Genomic DNA, 16,938 nt, shown 5'->3' with positions numbered 1-16,938 from the left:
GCTCTGCCTGTCGAGTCTGGGATGAACGTGCCAGTTAACAGCCTCCTGTTCATCGCGTGGACTGTGGCGGTCGCGCTAAGCGACTGCCACAGTCGACGTGTATCGAATGCGCTCGTCGGTGCCGGTCTGGCAGCCGCGTTTGCGAGCGCCTTCCTTCACCACAGTCCATTCGGTCTTGCGCCAATGCAGGCAGCAATTGGCATGGCGATCGGCTTTGTCGCACTGCTGCCGTTCTACGCGCTCGGAATGATGGGTGCAGCCGACGTCAAGGTATTTGCAGTCCTCGGTGCATGGTGCGGCATGCATGCGCTACTAGGTTTGTGGGTGGTCGCGAGTCTCATTGCCGGTGTTCATGCGGTCTGGTTGCTGATTACAACGCGTACGAGGCTAGCCTCGCTTGTACGTAGCAAAGCAGCTACCTTCGAACTCGTGGGCAAACGTTCTACGCCATTTGCTGCCTGTCTGACTTTGCCTGCTGTCGTCTGGCTTGGCTTACAAGTGGTTGCTGGAGGTGTGCAATGAGTCTGTCTGTGAAGCAATCGACAGTGCGTGACGTATCACGGAGAGGCACCGTTTCGCGACAACCGCAGCGCGGGGCGACAGCTGTCGAGTTTGCGGTAGTGTTCCCCCTGTTTTTCGCTATCTTTTACGCGATCGTCACGTTCAGTCTCATCTTTGTTGCTCAACAAAACCTGACGCTTGCTAGCGAAGAGGGGGCCCGCGCGGCACTGAATTATCAAGCGGCAAGCAGTGTGACTTTGGCGATTGCGGCGCGTGTGAGCGCTGCCTCCACCGCAGCAGTAAGTATGGCTGCGCCGATGATCAGCCGTGGTGTGAGCGGTACTGCAGTGTCGGCTCCCTGCGCCGCCTCCGCCGCGTCGATGCAATGCATCACGGTCACGGTGAACTATGACTATGCGAATCACCCGCTCGTGCCGAATCTGCCGCTGCTCAGTGGAATCTTGCCGGGCCAGCTATCCAGTAGCGCGACGGTGCAACTCAACCCGGTGAGCATACTTTGACTGACGCGCTTGCACCTCGTTCTCCGTTGTCACATCGTTCGCGTCGGCTGAACAGTCGAGCGGACGCGACCATTTCATTGCGCGGACCATCATGCCGAAACTGACCCGGATCATTGCAGGAGCATTGATCGTGCTGGCACTGCTGCTTGGCGTGTTTGCCTGGATGCTGTCGCGTCGGCCGCCACCGGCACCGCCGGCTTCTGTCGTGCAGACCAGTTTTCCTGTCGTGGTCGCGACCCGTCTGTTGCCCGCTGGCAAACCGGTCACCGCGGATGCACTGCGCGTCCAGTCGCTACCCATCAATCCCAGCGGCGCGTTTACCGACCCATCATTGCTCGCAGGGCGTATTCCTGCGTCGGACATCGGCGCCGATTCGCCCGTGCTCGAATCTCAACTGTCATCGGGCATGGCCGAACAGATCACGCCAGGTGAACGCGCGCTCGCCGTGCGCGTCGACGACGGCAATGCGGTCGGCAACCGCCTGCGTCCTGGCAATCTCGTCGACGTGTTCTTCACCCTCAAGCGCGACGGTACAAACGGCGGCGGTGAAATCGACACTACCCAGGCACGCCTGTTGATTTCGAAGGTGCGCGTGCTTGCGTTCGGGAATGCGACCACGGGCAACGACAACGGCAACGATCCAAACGGTATGGTGCGCACGGCCGTGCTTGCGATCCCAGTCTCCGACGTTGACCGAGTGACGCTTGCTGAAACATCGGGCCGCCTGATCTTTGCGCTGCGTAATCCACGCGATGACGAGACGGTCGATCCGTCAGCATTCCCACCGCTACCGGAGGTAATCAAGACCGCGGCACTTGCGAAGGGCGCGTCCGCCAGCGATTCGACGCGCGCGGCGGCGGGTATCGCACTCGATGCGTTGTCAGGTGTCGGCGGCGGTCGGTCGATCGTACCAGCGCACTTCACCGCTCCGGTCGCAAGGGTCCAGCACACCGGTGGCGGTATCGAGGTGATACGGGGCGGGCGCACTGAGACGGTTGCCCAATAGTAGCTTCAGGGAGTGGCGCTCAAACGCCATCATAAGAATATGAAGAAACAGATTTCGGCCTGCCTTGCGACGTTGGTACTCTGGGGTGCTTCGCTCATCATTTCCGCGACGAGCGAGGCCGCTGGCGTGCCGCAGACGCTTGACGTCTCGGTGGGTTCGCAGCAGATCGTCGCGCGCGGACATACCTTGCGCCGCATAGCGATCGGCGACCCGACGGTCGCCGATGTGCTGATCGTGAAAGGCGACAAGGCCGGCGGTGTGCTGCTGATCGGCAAGTCGCCGGGCACGACCAATCTGATGCTGTGGGAACGTGGCACCGATGTCCCGCTTGCCTATACGGTCAACGTGACAGCGGCTGCATCGCGGACCTTGATCGGCCCGGATACGCCGAACGTAAAAGTGCTTGGCGACACGGCGCTGATTTCCGGGTCCGCCTCGACGATGGAAACTCATCAGCGCGCCGTTGCCGCCGCAGAAATCGAGGCTGGCCAGCGCGTATCGAAAGGCGGTGCCAGTTCGGGCGGAAAGGGTGCAGGCGTCGAAGCAGGTGGCGCAGACGCCAGTGGGATCTACGATACGTCGACTATCGGGACGCGGTCGGTTGTCCAGGTCGACGTGCGTGTGGTCGAGTTCAGCCGGTCGGTGCTAAAAGAGGTGGGGCTGAATATCCTGAAGCAGAACAATGGCTTTACGTTTGGTTCGTTCTCACCATCGTCGCTCACGTCAGCTACGTTGGGTCAAGCACCGCAGTTCAACTCCACCATGCCTATTTCGTCGGCCTTCAACCTGGTATTCAACTCGGCGACGCGGGGTATTCAAGTCGATCTAAGCCTGATGGAAGCAAACAATCTGGCACGTATCCTCGCAGAGCCAACGCTTGTTGCGTTATCGGGGCAAAGCGCGAGCTTCCTGGCCGGCGGCGAAATTCCAGTGCCAGTGCCGCAGGGTTTGGGTACGACATCGATCGAATACAAACCTTATGGCGTCGGTCTTACGCTCACGCCCACCGTGCTCAGCCCGGACCGTATTGCGTTAAAGGTCGCGCCTGAAGCAAGCGAGCTCGATTTCACGAACGCTGTGACGATCAGCGGCGTGTCGGTGCCGGCGCTCACGACGCGCCGCGCCGATACCACTGTCGAACTCGGTGATGGTGAGAGCTTCATGATCGGCGGCCTGATCGATCGCGAGACCGCGTCGAATGTCAACAAGGTGCCGGTGCTCGGCGACCTGCCGATCATCGGTGCGTTCTTCAAGCAGTTGACCTATCAACAGACGGACAAGGAACTCGTAATCATCGTGACACCGCACCTGGTGTCACCGATCGCGAAGGGCGCTGCGCTGCCGTCGACGCCGGGTGAACAGAGCGAGCAGCGCAACGCGCCCGTGTGGCGTTCTTTCCTCGGCGGCGCGTTGTCGCCCGATGCCGCACCGGGATTTTCGAAATGACGATGAGCGCGATGCGGTGCGTAACGATATGCAGGGCCGTGCCGGGTTTCGGTACGGATGACGATGTGGCGGCGCCTTTCTTGTTCCAGTCGGCGTCGCCGGAGGATGTCCATCATGAACGCGAGAACGCATTCGTTGACTGAGCGAGCGATCACCGATTACTTCGTGTTTGCTTCGCTGGCGGACGAGCACGTGCGCTGGCTCGCGGGTACGCTCGTCGCAGCGGGAGCCGTCGAGGCTGCAACGCTCGACCCTGCGCAACTCACGCAGCGGATTGCTACGCTGAACCCGTCGCTGGTATTCATCGATTTTTCAGGTGGTCGAGCGGCTGCGGCCAGCGTGGCCGCGAGCGCCGTCCGTACGGCGAACCCTGGGCTGCAGATCGTGGCGGTCGGCTCTCTGGCAGAACCCGAAAGCGCGCTGGCCGCGTTGCGTGCCGGCGTGCGTGACTTCGTCGATCTGTCCGCGCCGGCAGAGGACGCGCTGCGCATCACACGCCAGGCGATCGACAATCTCGTCGAACCGGTTAGTCGTCACGGCCGCATCACGGTGTTGCTCGGTGCGCGTGTCGGCATGGGTGTAAGCACACTCGCTGCGAATCTTGCCGTGCTCGTGCAGCGGCGCGACGTGCCTCAGGGCAGGCAGGCTGCGCTTCTCGATCTCGGTCTGCCGCAAGGCGACGGTACGCTGTTGCTCAATACGCGCAGCGAATTCAATTTCGTCGAAGCCGTACGCAATCTGCGCCGCTTCGATCAGACTTTCGTGCACACCGCACTGTCGCGACACGCGAGCGGCCTTGCATTGACGACACTGCCACCGAATCTCGCGGACATGCGTGAGGTGTCCTATTCCGCATCCGTTGGCCTGTTGAACCGTCTGCGCGCATTCTTCGATCAGCAGATCGTTGATCTCGGCGGTTTCACCAACAGCGAGTTCATCGCGAACGTTGTACAGGCCGCCGACGAAACCTGGCTGGTCTGCGATCAGGGCGTGGCGTCGATCGTATCGGCCGCTGCGGTGCTCGACGGGCTGCGCGAAGAGTCCGTCGATATGGACAACGTCCGGTTGATCGTCAACAAGTACGAGCCGAAGTTGAGCCTCACTGTCGAGCAGATCGTGCAGCGTCTCGATGTGCCGCTGCTCGTGACGTTGCCAGAGCGGCGCGTCGCACTCGGTCAGGCGGCGAACCAGGGGCAGTTGCTGGCCGATGCGGTGGCGCGCGATCCGTATGTGCGTGCGCTCGAGCCGCTCGTTGAACGGCTGGGTGGTGCGGCGCCGACCGCAGCGTCCTCGCGGGGCCGATCCGCGCTTGGCGCGCTCAGGCATTTAATTCCAACCTCACAGAAGCGGTCATAGACGATGGCAAAAGATATCGAATTTGCCGACGACGCACCTGCGTTCGCGCATAGCCAGCAGTTCCAGGACATCAAGAACGCTGCGCACGAGCATCTGCTTACGCGGATCGAAGAGCTCGGTGCAGAGTTCGGTCGCTGGTCGCGCAACGCAATCAACCAGTTCGTCGACCTGGAAATGGACAGCTTCGTGCGGCTGCGCCGGATTCCGATCAACGAGAGCGAAGTGCGGTTGATCGCCGAGGCGTTGACGAAGGAGCTCGCTGGCTTCGGCCCGATCGAAGATCTGCTGAGCGATCCGGCGGTCGAGGACATACTCATCAACGGCTACAACGACGTGTACGTGTCGCGTCACGGCATCCTGGCGAAGATCCAGGTGCGCTTCGCCGACAACGCGCACCTGCTGCGTATCGTGAGGCGCATTCTCGCGCCGATCGGGCGGCGACTCGATGAGTCGAACCCGATGGTCGATGCGCGCTTGCAGGACGGTGGCCGGGTCAACGTCGTGATCGAGCCGCTGTCGATCGACGGGCCGATCGTGTCGATTCGCAAGTTCCGCAAAGACCCGCTGCGTCCCGGCGATCTGCTCGGCAACGGCACCTACAACCCGGAGATCGGCGCACTGCTCGAGGCGGCCGTACAGGCGCGCTGTAACATCCTGGTGTCTGGGGGGACGAGTTCGGGCAAGACATCGCTGCTCAATGCGCTGGCGTTTCACATCCCCGAAGTCGAGCGGGTCGTCACCATCGAAGACACGGCCGAACTGTCGCTGAACCATCCGCACGTGGTGCGGCTCGAAAGCAGGCCGGGAGGGTTCGATGGCACGGGGCTCGTGACGATTCGTGACCTGCTGCGTAACACGCTGCGGATGCGCCCGGATCGGATCATCGTCGGTGAAGTGCGCGGTGGTGAAGTGCTCGAAATGCTGCAAGCGATGAACACTGGCCACGATGGTTCGATGGGTACGGTGCATGCGAGTTCGCCGCGAGAATGTCTGTACCGGCTCGAAATGCTGGCGGGCTTCGCGGGCTTTCAGGGCACCGAGTCGAGTTTGCGTCGGCAGATCGCGAATGCGATCGATTTCATCGTGCAGATCGGACGGTTATCGAATGGTCGCCGGCGCATCCTGTCGATCACCGAAGTAACAGGGCTCTCCGACAACATTATCGCCACGCAAGAGCTGTACCGCTACGAGCCTGTGACGACGGCCGAGGGTGAAGAGATCGACCAGTGGGTATCCCTCGGTATTCATCCGCACTCGCCGAAGCTCGCGCGGTTCAGGCAGGTGTTGGGCGGTACGCCGGCGGCTTCGGGCGGATTCAGCAGTGGCTTTGGTGGCAGCAACGCGGGTGGGTTCGGCGGGGGCTTCAATGTCTAGCGTCGCCGCCTTGGTCTTCGCCGCGCTCGCACTGGTGTGCGTGGCGGGGGCGCTGCTCGTGCTGCATCGTGGCGCGCAGCACAAGGGGCAGGCGAGCACGGAGCGTTTCATCGACAGCCGGATGGCGACGGCCCAGCCGGGCGGTCCCGGTCTGGTGCGCGGCGCGACGGTTGTTCCGGTCGCCCCCGGATCGACGCGGTCCGCGAGCGGATATGGCCCGGTAGAGCCACAGGCGCTGGCCGCCGATTCGTCCTGGCCGGCAAAGTGGCAATACCTGCGCGCGCGGCTGGCGTTCATCTTCGCAACGACGATGAGCCGTGCCGGTATCGCTGACGCGCGTATTCCGGCGGTGCTGGCTGTCGCAATCAGCGTCGCGTTGTGCGTCTGGGCCGCGCATGAGGGCGGGGCGCCCGCCGCCGTCGCAATGCTGACCGGCTGCGTCTTCCTGCTCTATTTCATCATTTCCTGGCGCTCGCAGAAGCGCAGACAACTGATCGTGCGGCAACTACCGTCTTTCCTCGATGGCATCGTGCGGCTGATCGTGCTTGGCAACAGTGTGCCGGCGGCATTCCAGGCGTCGTTGCAGACAACCGATGCACCGCTGCGTGAATGTCTCGATCATGTATCGCGGATGCTGCGTACCGGAGTCGAGATCGATCGGGCGCTCTATCACGTGGCGCGAATCTATCGTGCCAGTGAACTCGAGCTGGTCGGTGCGGTGCTTCGTCTGTCTGTCAAATACGGTGGTCGCGCTGATGTGATGCTCGACCGGATGGCGTCGTTCATGCGCGATCTCGAACAGGCCGAGCGCGAACTGACGGCGATGACCGCTGAGACCAAGCTGTCGTCATTCGTGCTGGCGCTGCTGCCGGTCGGGATCGGCAGCTTCCTGGTCCTGACTAATCCCGCTTATTTTGGTGCGATGTGGTACGACCCGACAGGCCGCAATCTCGTCTATCTGGCATTCGGCCTGCAGGTGCTCGGCGCATGGCTGCTGTACCGGCTCGCAAGGTTGAGAAAATGACCATGGACCCGCTTCGTCTCGCCGCGCTTGCGCTCGCGCTCCTCGCCGTCGCCCTGCTGATCGTAGCCGGCATCGTGCTGATGCGCATCGTTGCAGAGCAGCGCAGCGCGCGCACGCTAGCGCAGGCGCTCGATCGGCGTGCCGTGCAGGCGGCCGCCGCGAGCGGCGGTACGGCCGTATCCGGTGGGCAGAAGACCGCCGCAGCGACCGGCTTCCAAGGGACGCTGGAGCATCTCGCGAACGCGGGTATTCGCTGGCTCGATACGCCGTTCGGAAGGCAGATCGTGGCCGAGGAAGACCGGCGCCTGCTCGAACAGTGCGGTTTCATCGACACGCGTACACGCGGACTGTTCCTGATGTCGCGCATTGCTGGGGCGGTTGCGTTACCCATCCTGGTGGGGCTGCTTGCGGGGGCGTACGTCGAAGGACCGCGTTATGTGCTCTACCTGATCATCGCGCTGGTAGCGGGGTTCATGCTGCCAAAGATATTGCTGCGGCGGCGGGCAGCATCGCGGCGCCGCACGGTCGTCGACGAGTTGCCGATGCTCGTTGACCTGCTGCGTCTGCTACAGGGCGTCGGACTGTCGTTAGATCAGAGCCTGCAGGTGATGGTGAATGATTTTCGTGGTGTGTTGCCGGTGCTGTCCAGCGAGCTCGAAATTGCGCAGAGGCAGTTCGCGACCGGCCGCACGCGCGAACAGTCATTCAGCCGGCTCGCGTCGAGTTACGGCAATGAGGATTTGCGGGCGATTGTGCGTCTGTTGATTCAGGTGGACCGTCACGGGGGCGCAGTGCAGGAGCCGCTCAAGCAGTTCGGCGACCGGTTGCGCGACGCGCGACGCGCGATGCTGCGTGAGCGGATTGGTCGCCTCACGGTGAAAATGACCGGCGTAATGATCCTCACACTGTTGCCGGCTCTACTGATCATAACCGCGGGCCCCGGCGTGCTGGCTGTCACGCATTCGCTGGCGTCGATGCATCGGTAAGGAAGAGAGACATGGTTTTCGATCTCACTGTGGGACGTGTTGTATGGGTGACAAGCCGCTTGGGCATGGCGCTCGGGCTAGCGCTGCTGGGCGCGTGCGCATCACAACTGTCAGGCTATGGCGTCGGTCCACAGGCAGAGCGCCAGGCGATGATGCAGCAAGCAGACAAGCCGGCCGCGCCGGATACGCCCGGCATGTACCTCGGTCTGATCGACCGGATGCAGCAGCAGGGTTTGTACTTCGCATCGCTTGCGCATATCGACGCGTATGAGAAGCAGTACGGTGTTTCGCCCGATACGATCGCACTGCGTGCCGACGCGCTGCGCATGACCGATCAGCCGGCTGCGGGCGCGGCTGCGTATGCGCAGCTGCTGCAGACGCCACTAGCAGCACGCGGTCATCGCGGTCTGGGGTTGATTGCGGGGTCGTCAGGCGATTTTCCGCAGGCGGTGCAGCAGCTGCAGCAGGCCGCGCAGCTCGTGCCGACCGACGCAGTGACGCTGTCCGATCTCGGCTATGCGCAGTTGCGCGCCGGCGACGTAAATGGAGCACGTGTGCCGTTGATGAAGGCTGTGCAGCTCGATCAGAACAATCACAGGATTATGAGTAACGTCGTGCTGTATCTGCTTGCAGATGGGGAAGCAGGACAGGCACAGGCGCTGATGAACCAGCAGAAGATGGCGCCGGACGTATGCGCAGCGATTCGTTCCGACGCGAAGAAAGTGGTCGCTGCAGAACGAGCTAAACGGCTCGACGTAACGCTGTCGCAGGGCGTACGCACGACGGGATCGGTCGCGAGCATACCGTCGCATAGCGTCGAGACAGCGCCGAGATTGCTGCAATGGTTCGCGCAGTGATGGACCGAAGTATCAGGGGGTGACATGAAAAACAGCAACATGACTCGATATGCACGTGCGCTTGCGTTGAGCGTGCTGACTGCGGCAGCGTCAGCGGGCGCGACAATGCAGACGGCGTATGCACAGGATGCGTCGGCGGCGCCTGCTGTGCCGAACAGCGAAGTCGGACACGCGGCTAAGGCGTGGATCGAACTGCAGCGCAGCAACGTGGCTGCTGCGCCTGCACGACCGATGCTTGGCGAGGAAGCAGGGCTGGCCTACCGGCGATACATGGAATCGTTCAAGTCGAAGATTCCCGATTTGTACGGATCGGCGCTCAATCAGGGTAGCGGCAGCGGCTCAGGCAGTCAGTCGCCGTCGAACTGATATGGCTACCTGCAAACAAACAAACCGTGCGCGCAGGGTGGCGCTACGCCGGCAACGCGGTGCCGTCGCGATGGTGGCTGCGATCTGGATTAGTGCGGCGATTGCGGCGTTCGGTGCGATCGACGTCGGCAACTTTTTTTTGGTGCGCCGGCAACTGCAACAGTCGGCGGATCTTGCGGCTGTCGCCGCAGCAGAAACCATCGGGAGTGCCGGGGGCTGTACAGCCGCGACCGCGTCGGCACAGGACTCAGCGACTGCTAACGGACTGCCGACTAGCGGCAAGGTGGATGTGCTGTGCGGTCGCTGGGACCCGACCGCCAATCCGACGAGTCCGTACTTCTCGACGACCGGGACGCCGATGAACGCGGCGAAGGTCACGGTCAACCAGGCGGTTCCGTACTTCTTCATGGTCGGTCCGGCGCGTACGTTGTCGGCGACGGCAACTGCGAAGGCGACGAACATTCGATCCTTTTCTATCGCTACGTCGGTTGCGACGCTATCCGGCGGAGCAATCAATGGTCTCTTGAACGGCTTGCTACATACCAGTCTGAATCTATCCGCGGTTTCGTATCAGGGACTCGCGTCGACTCAGGTGAAATTGGGAGATCTGGCTTTGGCGCTAGGAGCCGGTTCGATCGCGGAACTACTCACGACGCAGGTTACGGTCGGCCAGCTTGCAGCGGCGCTGCAGGTCGCGGCGAATCAGGGCAATACGTTGAGTGCGACGTTGTCGACGGCGCTCGGAACAATCGTGGCAGCGATTCCGCCCGGTGCAAAAATCAGTGTCGGCTCAATGCTGTCGGTGGGACTCGGTGATCCCCAAGCGGCGGTCTCGGCTACTGTCACCGTGCTGGACGCATTGATGGTAGCAGCGGAAGTCGCCAATGGTCAGTCCGCTATCGATCTGGGCGTTGCATTGAATCTCGGTCCGATCGCGAACATTTCCGCGCAGGCGATGGTTACTCAGCCGCCGGTGATCGCCGTAGGCGAGGCCGGTCAGAATCCAGACGGTACATGGCGGGCTAGTGCACACGCGGCACAGGTCCGGCTGTTCCTGAACCTCCAGCTCGTCAATACCCAGGTTGGCGGTACGTCGATCCTGTCGTCGATCGTCAAGATCACGCTGCTGAATTTGCCGATCTACATTGAAGTCGGGCCAGGTACAGCGTATTTGAGCAGTACCCAGTGCTCGACACAACGGGCGACCAGCTACAGCCAGATCGTGGCCAGCACGGGGGCGACTGCCATCTGCATAGGCGGTGATGCATCAAGCAATCTGACCAATACGACCAACCCCACGCAATGCAACCAGCCGGCGGCGATTACGACGGTAAATGCGTTGGGTCTTAATCTAGTTAATATTTCGGCGGGCACCACGTCGCCACCCAGCGGCGTCAATCTTGCGTTGCAAAATTCGAAGTCGACGACTTTCACGTTCAACGGGGTGGTCGGTGACAGTGATGACTATCAGACGACCAACACCAACGGTCTCGGCTCGGCGACTGGCGGACTGTTGGCCCAGCTCGCAGGCAGTCTCGGCACTTCGCTACATGCGAGCTTGCTGGGCCTTGATGTGACCGCGCTACTGTTACCTGTGATCACAGCGATCGTGGGGCTGCTGACTCCGATTCTCAATTCGCTCGATGCGATCCTTATCCCCCTTCTGCAACTACTCGGTGTGCAGATCGGCGTAAGCACGGTCCACGATTTAGGGCTTGCCTGCGGGCAGGCACAACTGGTTAACTAGCAACCCGATGAGAACCTCCACCAAACTCGAAGAACTCGACCTCTACGTCTGGGAAGGCAAGGCCGACATCGTCGATCGGGTCGCGCGCTGCATGGCGAGTTTCGACGTCGAGGTGATCCGTGCCGACGACATAGCGATCTCGCCCGAGCGCACCGCGGTACGCCCGTCGCTAGCGATTATCAGCGTCTCGGTGATCGACAGCGGCGCACTGATCCTGCGCGACTGGCAGGCGGCCCACGGCATGCCAGTCGTGTGGGTTGGCGCCGCACCACGCGACCACGATCCGTCGATGTACCCCTCAGAGTACTCACACGTCCTGCCACTAGATTTCACCTGCGCCGAACTGCGCGGCATGATTTCGAAGCTGGTCCTGCAGCTACGCGCACACAGCGCACAGACGCTAGAGTCCAGCGCGCTAGTGGCGAACTCGGAATGCATGCAGGCGCTGCTGCACGAAGTCGACACCTTCGCCGACTGCGACACGAGCGTGCTGGTCCACGGCGAAACCGGCGTAGGCAAGGAACGCATCGCGCAACTGCTGCACGAAAAGCATTCACGCTACGGGCTAGGCCCATTCGTCGCGGTGAACTGCGGAGCAATCCCCGATGGCCTGTTCGAATCGCTGTTCTTCGGTCACTCGAAGGGCTCGTTCACAGGCGCGGTTGTCGCACACAAAGGCTATTTCGAACAGGCCGACGGCGGCACGCTGTTCCTCGATGAAATCGGCGATCTACCGCTCTATCAGCAGGTAAAGCTGCTGCGCGTACTCGAAGACAGCGCCGTCACGCGCATCGGTTCAGCCGCACCCGTGAAGCTCGATTTCCGGCTGGTAGCAGCGACCAATCGACATCTGCCGCAACTCGTCAAGGACGGCACCTTCCGCGCCGATCTGTACTACCGGCTCGCAGTGATCGAGCTGAAAATTCCGTCGCTGGAAGAGCGGGGCGCCGTCGACAAGATCGCGATCTTCAAGGCGTTCATCGCATCGGTGGTCGGTACCGAGCGGCTTGCTGAGCTGCCCGACATTCCGTACTGGCTCGCCGACGCAGTCGCCGATACCTACTTCCCCGGCAACGTGCGCGAATTGCGCAATCTCGCGGAGCGCATCGGTGTCACGGTCCGGCAGGTCGGTGCATGGGATGCGGCGCGTCTGCAGCGGCTCCTCGCGCTCGCGCGCAGCACGCAACCGGTGCCCGCCGAAATCGCCGCGGAGGTGCTCGTCGATCGCAGCAAATGGGACATGGCGGAGCGCAATCGCGTGATCGCCGCGCTCGATGCGAACGGCTGGCGCCGGCAGGATACCGCCCAGCATCTGGGTATCAGTCGCAAGGTGCTTTGGGAAAAAATGCGTAAGTACCAAATTTTTGACGAAGAGCCCGAAACTCGCGAAAGTGAGTAATAATGCGGCGGTTGTAATAAAACAAAGACTGTTTTCAGCAGGAATCACATGGACCACAAGTCGACACTTCGACACCTCGCGTTGGCCGCGTTCGTGGCGCTGGCCGGCGTGCAAAGCATAGCGGCCCAGACCCTTCCCGACGGTGCGACGAGCGCCGCGGCTGCGGTCGTTTCGCAACCGTCCGTCAACACGGCGTTGCCGTCCACGACGCCGCTGCAATCGTCTGCTGCGACTGCGCAATCGTCGTCGCCTTCGCTGACACCCGCCGAAGCACAGGAGTCCGCCGCCGGTAACGTCGCCGAGTTGCAGCAGATGATCCGCGGTTCGGATCTCAGCGAACTCCGCACGACCTACAACGGCACCTATGGCGCGAGCCTGCTGTTCTACGGCAAGGAAATGACGTACTACGTCGCGCTGTTCCAGCAGAAGAATTTCTGGCGTGTCATCAAGACCTCGGACGAGACGCGCGCCGAAATGATCTACAAGGATTTCTCCCGTCAAACCTTGCAGTTATCTGACGTTGAAATCCGCCGCACGCGGCTCGAAGCGCAGAAGTCGTTCACCGAGCGGATGATCGCGCTGTCGCAAGACCGCGCAAGCCGGCTGCAGTCGGACCTCAATGTGGCGCGTCAGCAGCAGTCGATTGTTTCCGATCAGCAGCGTGCGAACCAGGCCCAGGCCATCGCGCTGTCGCAACAACGGGCTAGCGCCCAGGAGCAGTTGCGGGCAGCCCAGCGTCAGGTGCGCGAACTGCAGCGTCAGCTGGAAAACGGTTTGCCGACGAACTGATTGCTTCGCCTGAACAGCGGTTGCAATTCCGCTGACGATACCAAACCCGCATGAACCAGACCCCGCCCGGTGCGCCGCGCGGGGTTTTGCTTTTCGTGGGCTCAGGGCAGCGATATAGAAACGGCCGTTAAGCGAAGCGAGGCCGCGAGCGGAATGACCCGCTCAGGAAGGTTTCTGCGGCTTCGGCTTCGAATCCGGCCGCTGATCGGGCCGGTTCGTGCGTCGCGGTTCGGTCGGATCAACCGCGATCGGGTCGCTGGCCGGAAAGGTTTCGTCGAGAGCCTCATCGAGGCGCTCATCCGCGCTTTCGGCAGGGCTGGGCGCATTGGGGCGGGCGGTCGCCATGGCGTGCTCCGTTTGAAAATGCCAGCGTTCAGCATAGCGCAGGTCAACCCGGCGCATACGGCTGCCCGCTAGCGGGGCAACGCGCAGATCATGATTTCGCCCGGCCGGATTACGTCCGCAGCAGTAAGCGTTTTCTTAACGAATTCGCGTGCCACCACGCCGTGCCACACGATGCCACGGATATCCTAAAAACCAATTCGCATAATTTCGTCTTTCGAGTGTCGCGGCGATGGCGGTATTGGCCGGCCATCGCGTCAGCACATCAACGGGACGGCACACTCATGGAGACGAAGAGGCCTGGGCAGGCGCGACGCGTGCATGCGCTGCACGTGGTGGAGGCGGAGCTGGAACATCTGGAATGGGCAACGCGGCAACCGATGATCCGCGCGCTGAACGCCAGCTACTGGCGCCGGCGTCTGCTTGCCGTGCAATGCGGTTTCGCGCTGACGCACCAGCAGGACTTGCGGATCGAGCGGATTTTGCAGCGGCTAGGCAGCGAGACGGCGGAATAACGGCCGTCTCGCGTTACGGGCTATTCGGTGGCGCCGCCGCTGCCATTACCGTTGCTGTTGCCATTACCGTTGCCGTTATTGCCGTCGCCACCGCTCGTGCCGAACAGCCGGCGGCGGCGAGTGACGACAACTGGCGTGTCGGACGTGCTTCGGTCGGAGCGTTCGGACGGTGAGTGCGAGCCGTACGATTCGCGCGGTTCCCGGTGTTCCCTCGGTTCGCCGCGCGGTTCGCGCGAGCCATGCGGGCCCCGCGTGGTGTGCTCGCCGTGCGACGGGCGCGGTGTGCGCGGACCCGGCCGCGTGCCGGTATCGAGCTGGATCGTCGAGATGGCGCGCTTATAAATGCCTTGCAGCCCCACGGGCGTGCGCAGCATCACCAGATACTGATCGAACGACTCGATACACCCGGTCAGGCGAATGCCGTTGACGAGGTAAATCTCCACGCGCTTTCGTTCTTTGCGCGCTGCGTTCATAAAGTCGTTTTGCGGATGCGATTCTGCGGAAGGCATGGATAAGTCAGGTTGGAGAAACGGTTGTTCGCCGCGATTCTACCCCTTGTGGGCGTAGTGCGCGCCTGGCGGCAAACTTTCGACCACTATAACGGCTTGTCGGCGCGGAAGCATCTCCAAAATTCCTTATGTAACGTTGAGTTACCAATCTCATGGCGTACTGACCGTTCTGCATGAATCGGGCGTGACAGCCCGGTGACCGGCGCATTTCCGGCGCGTTGCGCGCCGGATCGACGAAAAGCGCGCAAAGTACGGAATAAAGTCGGGTCCGCACCCGTTCAGTCCACAGGGCAGCGTAGGGCAACGTCGCGGCAGCGCCGCGCGCGGCGTTCCGCACGCTGCCTGCGACCCAACAGGAGGGCGCCGGACGATCCGCGTGCGGTGCCGCTCCCCCCAAATCCGGAGACGAACATGAAAACCCAGAGGATGTTGTCGGCTGTATTCGTAATCCTGGCGCTCGCGCTGACATCGCTTGCGACGAGCGGATGTAGTGATATGGGATCGTCGGGCGGTGGCGGCACCAGCAGCAGCGGTGGTACGGGCGGTTACTGAGCGCAGCCGAAACTCGCGAGGCGAGCGCCTTGATGCGCGTGCTGCCGCCCGGTGTATCCGCGGCCACCTTCGATCGCGCGCTCGCGCAATGGTCGACGGTGGTCGGTGCGGCGAACGTGGTGTCGGCGGCGGCGGGGCTCGTTGCGTATCTCGATCCGTTTGCGCCCGGCCAGGCTGCGTCGGGCGCGGCGTCGGCGGCGGTGTTGTCGGCGAGTGTCGACGAGATTCGCGCGATCCTGCGCATTGCCGGCGAATACCGCATTCCGCTCTGGACCGTATCGACCGGTCGTAATCTCGCCTACGGCGGTGCGGCGCCGCGTCTCGCGGGGTCGGTGGTGCTCGATCTACAACGCATGAACCGCATCATCGAGGTCGACGAGACGCTCGCGTATGCGCTCGTCGAACCGGGCGTCAGCTATTTCGATCTGCATACCCACTTACGCGAACACGGCCACAAGCTCTGGGTCGATCCGCCCGCCGCGGGCTGGGGCAGCGTGATCGGCAACACACTCGAGCGTGGTTTCGGCTACACGTCGTATGGCGATCACGCGGCACAGCAGTGCGGCATGGAGATCGTGCTGGCCGACGGCACGGTGGTGCGCACCGGCATGGGCGCGCTCGGCATGGGCGAGGGGCCTGGTTCGGCTTGGCAGTTGTACAAGGCGGGCTACGGTCCGTCGTTCGATGCGATGTTCATGCAGTCGAATTACGGCGTCGTCACGAAGATGGGCGTGTGGCTGATGCCCGCGCCACCGGCGTGGCTGCTTGGCGAGATCCAGTTTCGTCGCGAAGAGGATCTCGAAGCGATCGTCGAGATTCTGCGGCCGTTGCGCCTCGATGAAACGATTCGCAACCAGGCGGTGATCGAAGGCGGTTTGCGTCGGGCTGCGGGCCTGTCGACACGCAAGCAGTGGTACGACGGCGATGGGCCGATGCCCGAGCACGCAATTGATGCGATGCTCGACGCGTTGCACGTCGGTCGATGGAATCTGCATTACGCGATCTATGGCGAGCCCGAGCTTATCGAGGTACGGCACAGGCGCATCGAGCGCGCGTTTTCTCGCATACCGGGGGCGGTTTTTTCATCGGCGAACTATGCTGGCGATGCACAACCTGCAGGCGGCAGCGATCGCAATCTTTCCGGCATTCCTGCGATGAGCGCGTTCCGTATGCTCGACTGGCGCGGCGGTGCAGGCGCGCACGTCGATTTCTCGCCGCTGTGTCCGGCCACCGGCCGCGACGCGATGCGTCAGTACACGATGACGAAGGCACGTGCCGCCGAATACGGCTTCGACTACTACGGCGGCTTCACTGCGGGCGTACGGCATCTGCATCATGTGTTCGCGGCGATTTTCGATCGCAACGATCAACGTCAGACCGAGAGCGCAGGTGATCTACTTCGCGCATTGATGAGCGACGCACATGCAGCCGGGTACGGCGAATATCGCGCGCATCTTGCGTACATGGACTATGCAGCGGCACAGTACAGCTTCAACGACGGCGCGCTGCTCAAGCTATCGGAGACGATCAAGGACGCACTCGATCCGGCCGGTATCCTGTCGCCGGGCAAGCAGGGCATCTGGCCACGTGCGTGGCGGGACCGGCGCGGTTATACGACGTAACCGGGTTTCACGATCAGAGGAGTGAG

18 protein-coding genes are annotated in these 16,938 nt (G+C 62.3%); 16 read left to right on the top strand and 2 right to left on the bottom strand.

The features are described 5' to 3' along the window. The first annotated feature begins 21 nt into the window (after positions 1 to 21). The 13 genes from BWP39_RS08850 to BWP39_RS08790 all read left to right on the top strand — a co-directional run bounded on the left by BWP39_RS08850 (position 22) and on the right by BWP39_RS08790 (position 13,372). A complete protein-coding gene (locus tag BWP39_RS08850; protein WP_096718997.1) occupies positions 22 to 522 on the top strand; it encodes an A24 family peptidase in 501 nt (166 codons plus the stop codon). Continuing rightward, positions 519 to 1,022 (top strand): TadE/TadG family type IV pilus assembly protein, encoded by a 504-nt coding sequence (locus BWP39_RS08845; protein ID WP_096718995.1) that lies wholly within the window; start codon positions 519 to 521, stop codon positions 1,020 to 1,022. Before BWP39_RS08850 ends, BWP39_RS08845 begins: the two co-directional genes overlap by 4 nt. A gap of 88 nt (positions 1,023 to 1,110) precedes the next feature. Continuing rightward, entirely contained in the window at positions 1,111 to 2,028 is a 918-nt protein-coding gene (gene cpaB, locus BWP39_RS08840; RefSeq protein WP_235851408.1) for a Flp pilus assembly protein CpaB, read from the top strand. A 39-nt stretch (positions 2,029 to 2,067) separates the two neighbouring features. Next, positions 2,068 to 3,474 (top strand): type II and III secretion system protein family protein, encoded by a 1,407-nt coding sequence (locus BWP39_RS08835; RefSeq protein WP_096718991.1) that lies wholly within the window; start codon positions 2,068 to 2,070, stop codon positions 3,472 to 3,474. Between the two features lie 114 nt (positions 3,475 to 3,588). Further along, positions 3,589 to 4,830: a fimbrial protein gene (locus BWP39_RS08830; RefSeq protein ID WP_096719699.1), complete on the top strand. Its 1,242-nt coding sequence runs from the start codon at positions 3,589 to 3,591 to the stop codon at positions 4,828 to 4,830. A 3-nt stretch (positions 4,831 to 4,833) separates the two neighbouring features. Continuing rightward, the gene (locus BWP39_RS08825) at positions 4,834 to 6,204 is read left to right on the top strand and encodes a CpaF family protein (RefSeq protein ID WP_096718989.1); all 1,371 of its coding nucleotides are present in this window, start codon (positions 4,834 to 4,836) and stop codon (positions 6,202 to 6,204) included. Next, positions 6,197 to 7,228, top strand: a complete 1,032-nt coding sequence (locus BWP39_RS08820) for a type II secretion system F family protein (RefSeq protein WP_096718987.1) — start codon at positions 6,197 to 6,199, stop codon at positions 7,226 to 7,228. Before BWP39_RS08825 ends, BWP39_RS08820 begins: the two co-directional genes overlap by 8 nt. Before the next feature lie 2 nt (positions 7,229 to 7,230). Beyond that, positions 7,231 to 8,214, top strand: coding sequence for a type II secretion system F family protein (locus BWP39_RS08815; protein ID WP_096718985.1), 984 nt, complete (start codon positions 7,231 to 7,233; stop codon positions 8,212 to 8,214). A 65-nt stretch (positions 8,215 to 8,279) separates the two neighbouring features. Beyond that, a complete protein-coding gene (locus BWP39_RS08810; RefSeq protein ID WP_096719697.1) occupies positions 8,280 to 9,071 on the top strand; it encodes a tetratricopeptide repeat protein in 792 nt (263 codons plus the stop codon). Between the two features lie 24 nt (positions 9,072 to 9,095). Beyond that, the gene (locus BWP39_RS08805; protein ID WP_096718983.1) at positions 9,096 to 9,437 is read left to right on the top strand and encodes a DUF3613 domain-containing protein; all 342 of its coding nucleotides are present in this window, start codon (positions 9,096 to 9,098) and stop codon (positions 9,435 to 9,437) included. A 1-nt stretch (position 9,438) separates the two neighbouring features. Beyond that, positions 9,439 to 11,184, top strand: coding sequence for a TadG family pilus assembly protein (locus tag BWP39_RS08800; protein ID WP_207556691.1), 1,746 nt, complete (start codon positions 9,439 to 9,441; stop codon positions 11,182 to 11,184). A gap of 7 nt (positions 11,185 to 11,191) precedes the next feature. Then, on the top strand, positions 11,192 to 12,583 hold the full coding sequence (locus tag BWP39_RS08795) for a sigma 54-interacting transcriptional regulator (RefSeq protein ID WP_096718981.1): 1,392 nt from the start codon (positions 11,192 to 11,194) through the stop codon (positions 12,581 to 12,583). Between the two features lie 48 nt (positions 12,584 to 12,631). Next, the gene (locus BWP39_RS08790; protein ID WP_096718979.1) at positions 12,632 to 13,372 is read left to right on the top strand and encodes a DUF2968 domain-containing protein; all 741 of its coding nucleotides are present in this window, start codon (positions 12,632 to 12,634) and stop codon (positions 13,370 to 13,372) included. A 162-nt stretch (positions 13,373 to 13,534) separates the two neighbouring features. Here BWP39_RS08790 and BWP39_RS08785 read toward each other — a convergent pair whose 3' ends face one another. Next, the gene (locus BWP39_RS08785; protein ID WP_096719693.1) at positions 13,535 to 13,717 is read right to left on the bottom strand and encodes a hypothetical protein; all 183 of its coding nucleotides are present in this window, start codon (positions 13,715 to 13,717) and stop codon (positions 13,535 to 13,537) included. A gap of 281 nt (positions 13,718 to 13,998) precedes the next feature. On the opposite strand from BWP39_RS08785, the gene BWP39_RS08780 reads away from it, so the two are divergent. Then, positions 13,999 to 14,229 carry a hypothetical protein gene (locus BWP39_RS08780; RefSeq protein ID WP_096718978.1) on the top strand — a complete coding sequence of 77 codons (231 nt, stop codon included), beginning with the start codon at positions 13,999 to 14,001 and terminating at the stop codon, positions 14,227 to 14,229. Between the two features lie 20 nt (positions 14,230 to 14,249). On the opposite strand, the gene hfq is transcribed toward BWP39_RS08780, so the two are convergent. Then, positions 14,250 to 14,738, bottom strand: coding sequence for an RNA chaperone Hfq (gene hfq / locus BWP39_RS08775; protein ID WP_096718976.1), 489 nt, complete (start codon positions 14,736 to 14,738; stop codon positions 14,250 to 14,252). 411 nt (positions 14,739 to 15,149) lie between these two features. Here hfq and BWP39_RS31945 point away from each other — a divergent pair, with 411 nt between their 5' ends. Together BWP39_RS31945 and BWP39_RS08770 are read left to right on the top strand one after the other, a co-directional pair. Then, complete coding sequence (locus BWP39_RS31945; protein WP_170043845.1) at positions 15,150 to 15,290, top strand: hypothetical protein; 141 nt, start codon at positions 15,150 to 15,152, stop codon at positions 15,288 to 15,290. Positions 15,291 to 15,319: 29 nt separating this feature from the next. Beyond that, positions 15,320 to 16,912, top strand: coding sequence for an FAD-binding protein (locus tag BWP39_RS08770; RefSeq protein WP_096718974.1), 1,593 nt, complete (start codon positions 15,320 to 15,322; stop codon positions 16,910 to 16,912). The last annotated feature ends 26 nt before the right edge of the window (positions 16,913 to 16,938 follow it).

This window comes from Paraburkholderia acidicola, assembly GCF_002362315.1.
GTDB lineage: Bacteria > Pseudomonadota > Gammaproteobacteria > Burkholderiales > Burkholderiaceae > Paraburkholderia > Paraburkholderia acidicola.
The sequence above is the reverse complement of the archived record's forward strand: the minus strand, read 5'-3'. Positions and strand labels throughout refer to the sequence as shown.